The sequence below is a fragment of the Microbispora triticiradicis genome, assembly GCF_005864065.1.
Classification (GTDB): Bacteria; Actinomycetota; Actinomycetes; order Streptosporangiales; family Streptosporangiaceae; genus Microbispora; species Microbispora triticiradicis.
Genome location: NZ_VANP01000014.1, coordinates 200,785 through 207,844 on the forward strand (window position 1 = coordinate 200,785; position 7,060 = coordinate 207,844).

At 71.3% G+C, this 7,060-nt stretch carries 2 protein-coding genes; both read left to right on the top strand.

Annotation, left to right across the window (positions count from 1 at the left end; all coding sequences use genetic code 11):
* Window positions 1-233 precede the first annotated feature (233 nt).
* The gene (locus FED44_RS29060) at window positions 234-2,129 is read left to right on the top strand and encodes an AMP-binding protein (RefSeq protein WP_111701477.1); all 1,896 of its coding nucleotides are present in this window, start codon (window positions 234-236) and stop codon (window positions 2,127-2,129) included.
* On the top strand, window positions 2,126-7,060 hold a 4,935-nt coding region (locus FED44_RS29065; protein ID WP_138462701.1), incomplete at its 3' end, for a non-ribosomal peptide synthetase. The genes FED44_RS29060 and FED44_RS29065, both read left to right, overlap by 4 nt.

A 7,060-nucleotide genomic window follows, 5' to 3' on the forward strand; every position in this document is an offset into this window, starting at 1 on the left:
GCGGGCCATGCACACCTCCGTGGGAATATCGGAACCCGCCGCGGGTAATTCGCGAATTCATGGCACAGCTTTGCCGTGGGGTCCGTCAAGAATTCGTTCGGAAACTGAGAGAACGCCGGTAGACGCCTGAGAACCGGGCGAGAGCGGGCCTTCTTACATTCTGATCGCCGCCTCGTCGGTAATGCCGCGCCGGGCTTCGCCCGCCGTAGTCACCACGCGAAGGAGCCCCAGCGATGCCAACTCCGGCCGATCGCACGCTCGCCCACGTCCTGGCCGACCACGTCGCGGCACGCCCCGCCCAGGTGGCGTACGAGTACCTGCACGAGGACGGCCGCATCGACTCGATCACCTACGGCGAGCTGTGGCGGCGGGCCTGCGGCCTGGCCGGGCAGCTGCCCAAGGAGGGGCCGGCGCTGCTGCTGTACCCGCCCGGCCTGGACCTCGTGGCCGCCGTCTGGGCCTGCTTCCTGGCCGGGGTGCCCGCGGTGCCGACGTACCCGCCGCTGATGGGCGCCGCCGACCGGATCGCGCAGCGCTTCGCCCGGATCCTCGCCGACTCCGGCGCGACGTCGCTGCTGGCCGACCCGGCGATCCTGGCGCTCATCCCCGTGGGCGACGTGCCGCTGCCGCCGGTGATCTCCGAGGCGGGCGAGCCGGTGGAGCCGAAGGTCCTGCCGCGGCCGCACGACGTGGCGCTGGTGCAGTACACCTCCGGCAGCACCGGGCAGCCGAAGGGCGTCGTCCTCGACCACGCCAATCTCGTCGCGAATATCCGGGCGATCAGCGACGTATTTCGCGTCGATCGGGACATCCGGGTTATCTCATGGCTTCCGCCATACCACGACATGGGTCTGATCGGTTGCATTCTGACGCCCGGGTACGGCGGATTTCCGGTCCGGCTGATGTCGCCCGTGCATTTCCTCCGGCAACCGCTCGACTGGTTGCGGCAGATCTCGGAAATGGGTGTCACGCACACCGGCGGGCCGAATTTCGCCTACGACCTGTGCGTGCGCCGTGCCCGCGGCGCGGACCTGTCCGGGCTGGACCTCAGCCAGTGGCGGCTGGCGTTCAACGGCGCGGAGCCGATCCGCCCGGGCACGCTCCGGGCCTTCGCCGAGCGCTTCGCCGGCAACGGGTTCCGGCCGGAGGCGTTCCTGCCCTGCTACGGCCTGGCGGAGGCCACCCTGATCGTCACCGGGCGGCACTTCTCGCCGGAGGACGGCGTCGCCGAGGACGGACGGGTGGACTGCGGCCCGGCCGTCGACGGACACTCCGTGGTGGTCGTGGACGACGGAACCCCGGCGGCGGACGGGGAGAACGGCGAGATCTGGGTCCGGGGGCCGAGCGTCTGCCGCGGCTACTGGAACGACTCCGACGACCGTTCGTTCGGCGAACTCGACGGCGAGCGCTACCTGCGCACCGGCGACCTGGGCTACCTGCGCGACGGGCACCTGTTCGTCACCGGCCGGTCCAAGGACGTGCTCATCCAGAGCGGCGTGAACTTCCACGCCCACGACCTGGAGTCAGCGGCGGTCGACGGGCATCCCGCGTTGCGGCCGACGGCGGCGGCGTTCATGGTGGAGCGCGCCGGGGGCGAGGAGATCGTGCTGGCCGTCGAGCTCGCCAGGGCCGGCGCGGACGTCGACCGGGCCGAGATCGCCGCTGACCTCAAAACCAGGGTGCTGGCCGCCACCGGTGCCCGGGTGGACATCGTCGTGGTCTGCCCGCCCGGCGCCATCCCCCGTACGACCAGCGGCAAGGTCCAGCGCTCGCTGGCCCGCACCCGCTATGCGGCCGGTGAGCTCAGGGGAGAGGTGATCGGCGACCGCGCGGTGCCCGTGGAGCGGTTCCTCGCCGGCGTGTTCGCGGCGGTGTGCGAGGTGGGCGAGTGCGCGCCGACGCAGAACCTGAGCAGCATCGGCGGCGACTCCGTCCGCGTCGCCGAGATCGCGGCGATCCTGGAGGACGCGCTCGCGCTGCCCGTGCCGATCGAGGTCGTGCTGGCGGCCCAGTCGCCCCGCGAGGTCACGGCCCGGCTCATGGCCGACTGGAGCGAGCGGGGCGTCTCCGGCGCCCAGGTCGCGGCCCGCATCGCGGCGCTGACCGCGGAGGCCGGTGAGTCGCGGTGAGCGAACACGCGGGCCGGGACCTGGTCAGGCGTTGGCGGGACCGGGCGTCCGCGGCCCCGTCCGCCGCTGCCGCCGACGCCGGGGAACCGGCCGTCAGCCCCGCGCAGACGGGGCTGCTGCTCTTCGAGCAGCTTCACCCGGGCACCGCGGTGAACATCCTGTCGTTCGTGGCGTCCGTGGCCGGGCCGGTGGACCGCGGCCGCCTGCGGTCGGCGCTCGCCCGGATGGCCGAGCGCCACCCGCTGCTGCGTGCCCGGTTCCCGCGCGAGGAGCCGCCGAGGTGCGTCGTCGAGCCCGTCGAGCCCGCCGTCGGGTCTGCCGTCGACCCTGCCGCCGATCCGGCCGTCGATTCCGTCACCGGGCCGTACGCCGTGCCGGAGCCCGAGTTCGCCGACCTCGCACACCTGCCGGAAGGCGATCGGCGCGAGGCGGCGCTGGCCCGGGCCGAGGACTTCGCCGCCCGGCCCATGGACCCGGCCACCGGCCCGCTGTGGCGGGTCGCCGTCTGGTCGCTCGGCCCCGATGAGACGCTCCTGCAGGTCGTGGCCCACCATCTCATCTGCGACGGCTGGTCGCTGGGCGTCTTCCTCGCCGAACTGACCACCCTCTACTCCGGTGGAGCCCTGCCCTGCGCGGCCTCCCCGCCCACCGGGGGCACGCCGGTCACCGAGGCCGACCTCGCCTACTGGCGTGAGCGGCTGTGCGACGCGCCTCCGCTCGACCTCCCGGCCGACCTGCCGCGACCCGTCAGGCCGCGCTTCCGCTCGGCCGCGGTCCCGGTGTCGCTGGACGCGGGCGCCGTACGGCACGCCCTGGAGGTCGCCGAACGCGAGCGGGTCACCCCGTTCATGATGCTGCTCGCCGCCCTGCACCTGACGCTGGCGAGGACGACCGGGGAGCCCGACGTGACGATCGGGGCGCCGATCGCGACCGTCGAGCGGCACCGCGCACCGGGAGCCATCGCCCCGCTGGTCAACATGCTCGCGCTGCGCACCGACAGCGCCGCCGCCGCGACCGGCCGCGATCTCCTGACTGCCGTACGCGACACCTGCCTCGGCGCGTACGCGCACGCGCACGTCCCCCTGGAGACGGTCGCGGCGGCGGCGGGGACCGGCGGAGACCGGCTGTTCCGGGTGATGTGCGTCCTCCAGGACGGCCTGCCCGAGTTCCACCTGGACGGACGGCCCGTACGGCCGCTGACGATGGCGCCCGCCGCGATCCAGTACGACGTCGAGGTGTACCTGTGGCTGACGGGTGACCGCGTCACCGGGTTCCTCGGCTACGACGCCGACCTGTTCGACGCCGAGACCGCCCGGCTGCTCGCCGGTCGCTTCGGCGTGGCGCTGCGCGTGCTCACCGAAGGCCTGGACGGGCCTCTCGCGGAGCTCGACGTGCTGGACGAGGCCGAGAAGTCGGTCCTTGGTGCGTTGGGTGACGGTGGCTTGCTGACCGGTCCATCCGTCGGGGCTGGTGGGTGTGTGCATGGGTTGGTCGAGGCGGTGGTGGATCGGTGTCCGGATGCGGTGGCGGTGCGGGCGGTTGACGGGGTGGTGCGGTATCGGGAGTTGGATGAGCGGGCTGAGTGGTTGGCTCGTCATCTGGTGGGGTTGGGTGCGGGGGCTGGGGTGTTGGTGGGGGTGTGCCTGCCGCGGACCAGTGATCTGATCGTGGCGTTGCTGGCGGTGTTGAAGACCGGTGCGGCCTATGTGCCGATCGATCCGGGGTATCCGCCGGAGCGGGTCGCCTATCTGCTGGCCGACAGCGAGGCGGCCGTGCTGGTGACGACACCCGACCACAACCCCCTGGCCGGTTCCGCGGGCTCGGCCGGTTCGGCCGGGGTGCAGGTGGTCGACGTCGGTGCCGTGCTCGGTACGGCCGGTGACGGGTTCCATGGCCGGTTGGGCGTGGAAGTGCAGCCTTCGGATGCGGCGTATGTGATTTACACGTCGGGGTCGACGGGGCGGCCGAAGGGTGTGGTGATCGAGCATCGGCAGACGGTGGCGATGCTCACCTGGGCGGGGCAGACGTTCGGGGTGGGGGCGCTGGCCGAGACGCTGGCGTCGACGAGTGTGTGTTTCGACTTGTCGGTGTTTGAGATCTTCGCGCCGTTGTCGGTGGGGGCCACCGTCACCCTGGCGGCGGGTAACGCGCTGGATCTGATTGAAGATCGGGCCGGGTTCGGGCATGTGACGCTGGTGAACACGGTGCCGTCGGCGGCGGCGGAGCTGCTGGCGGCCGGCGCGATCCCGCCACGGGCGGCGACGATCAACCTGGCCGGGGAGCCGTTGCCGGTGGAGCTGGTGCGCGGGTTGTACCGGGACCCGGCGGTCGGAGTGGTCAACAACCTCTACGGCCCGACCGAGGACACCACATACTCCACCCACGCGGTGACCGACCCCGGCGCAGAGCGGACCCCGCTGGGCCGCGCCCTGCCCGGGTCACGCGTGCACCTGCTGGACGGCGACCTGCGACCGGTGCCGCTGGGCGCGATCGGCGAGGTGTACCTGTCCGGGAGCGGGGTGACGCGGGGCTACCACCAGCGGCCAGGGCTGACGGCCGAACGCTACCTGCCCCTCCCCGGCAGCCACGGGGACGACGACGGCGATGCCCTCCCCGACGACGCTCACGGCGAGGGTGGGCGGTTGTATCGGACGGGGGATCTGGCCCGCTGGCGCCCCAGCACCACCGCAGATGGCGGGGTGGAGTTCTTCCTGGACTATCACGGCCGGGTGGATCACCAGGTGAAGCTGCGGGGGTTCCGGATCGAGCCGGGCGAGGTGGAACACGCCCTGCTCCAGCACCCGGCCGTGTCGGAGGCCGTCGTCACCGTCCACGGCGACCACCTGATCGCCCACATCGCCACCAGACTCCTCGGCCACCTTCACCACGACGATCCGCATCACCATGGCGACGGAGGCCGGGGCGACCACGCCAACCACAGTGACTACGTCGGCACGCACGACGTGCACGGTGACCGGTGGGACCAGGAGCATGGTGGTCGTCCTGCCGTTGCGGCGGATCACGGTGACCTTGCCCTGTGCGATGCGGATTGCGAGCAGATTCTTCTGCGGTATCTGCGGGGGTGTCTGCCGCAGCATTTGGTGCCTGCCCGCATCGTGGTGATGGAGGCGCTGCCGCGTACGCCGAACGGGAAGATCGACCGTAAGGCGCTGCCCCAGCCGTCGCTCACGACCGCCGGGGCCGGTGAAGTGGAGCCTCCCGGCACTGAGGCGCAGCGTCTGGTGGCCGGGTTGTTCGCCGGTCTGCTGGGCCGGCCGGTCACGAACATCCATGAGGACTTCTTCAGTCTGGGTGGGCATTCGTTGCTGGCCACGCGGTTGGTGCATCGGTTGTCGGAGGCGCTGGGTGTGGTGGTGCCGCTTCGGCTGGTGTTCGATCATCCGACGGTGGCCGGTCTGGCTGAGCGGTTGCCGGGTGTGGGTGCCGGTGAGGTGGTCGCGATCCCGGTGGGTCGTCATCCGGCTGGTGATCATGTGCATCCGGCGACGGCGAATCAGCAGCGGTTGTGGTTCTTGTGTCATCTGCACCCGGACACGAATCTGGCGTATCACATCACCGGCGCGGCTACCGTGCGTGGTCCGCTCGACCGGGATGTGCTGCGCACCGCCCTCGCCGACACCGCCCGGCGCCACGAAAGCCTGCGCACCACCCTCCGGATGGTGGAGGGGGAACTCGTCCAGGTCGTACACGAGGAGTGGGATTGGGAGCCGCCGCTCACCGCCGTACCCGACCTGGCGGAAACCCTGGAGCAGTGGCGGACCTCGACGGTCGACCTCGAACAGGGCCCGCTGTTCCGCGCGCGGGTGGTGCGTGTCTCGGACGACGAACACGTGCTGCTGCTGTCGCTCCACCATGTCATCGCGGACGGCTGGTCCCTCACCGTGCTGTTCCGCGAGATCGCCGATCATTATCAGGCCGCCCGCACGGGTGAACCGCGCGCGCAGGGCGCCCCTCTTCAGTACGGCGACTACGCCCAGTGGAAGCTCGACACTCCGGCCGATGACTCCGAACTCGGGTTCTGGCGTGAGTACCTCGCCGGCGCGCAGACGCTCGACCTGCCCACGGACAAGCCACGCCCGCCGTACCAGACGCACCGTGGGGACGCCGTTCCGCTCTCCCTGCCCGCGCAGACCGTCGAGCGCCTCGCACGGGAAAGCGGCACGACGACCTTCACGGTGATCACCACGGCGTTGACGCTGCTGCTCGCCAAACTCGCCGGTCAGGACGACGTCACCATCGGCATCCCGTCCTCCGGCCGTACGCACCCCGGCACCGCCGAGATGATCGGCTTCCTGGCGAACTCCCTTCCCCTGCGCTCCGTGACCCGGCCCGGCATGACGCTCGCGGAGGCCCTGAGCGCGACGCACGCGAACCTTCTGGAGGTCCAGCTTCACAGCGACACCCCGTTCGAGCGGATCGTCCAGCACGTGCGGCCGGAGCGTGACTTCAGCCGCAGCCCGTTCTTCCAGGTCATGCTCGCGCTGGACAGCGCACCCCAGCGGACGCTGGAACTGCCCGGCCTCCGCTTCACCCGAGTCGACATGGCACCCGCCGGTACGCAGTTCGAGTTGTCGGTGCATTTGGAGCAGTCGGTGGAGGGGTTGGGCGGGTTCCTGACCTACAACACGGATCTGTTCGATGCGCGGTCGGCCTGTCTGCTGGCGGAGCGGTTGACGGTGGTGGTGGAGGCGCTGGCCGCCGATCCCGGCGCGCGGGTGATGGATCTCGACGTCCGTACGGCGGGGGAGAAGACCGTCCTCGGTGCGTTGGGTGACGGTGGCCCGCTGACCGGTCCATCCGTCGGGGCTGGTGGGTGTGTGCATGGGTTGGTCGAGGCGGTGGTGGATCGGTGTCCGGATGCGGTGGCGGTGCGGGCGGTCGACGGGGTGGTGCGGTATCGGGAGTTGGAT

Excerpts from the sequence above, each read along its gene's own strand:
- FED44_RS29060 (WP_111701477.1), top strand. The coding sequence starts at position 234 with ATGCCAACTCCGGCCGATCGCACGCTCGCCCACGTCCTGGCCGACCAC.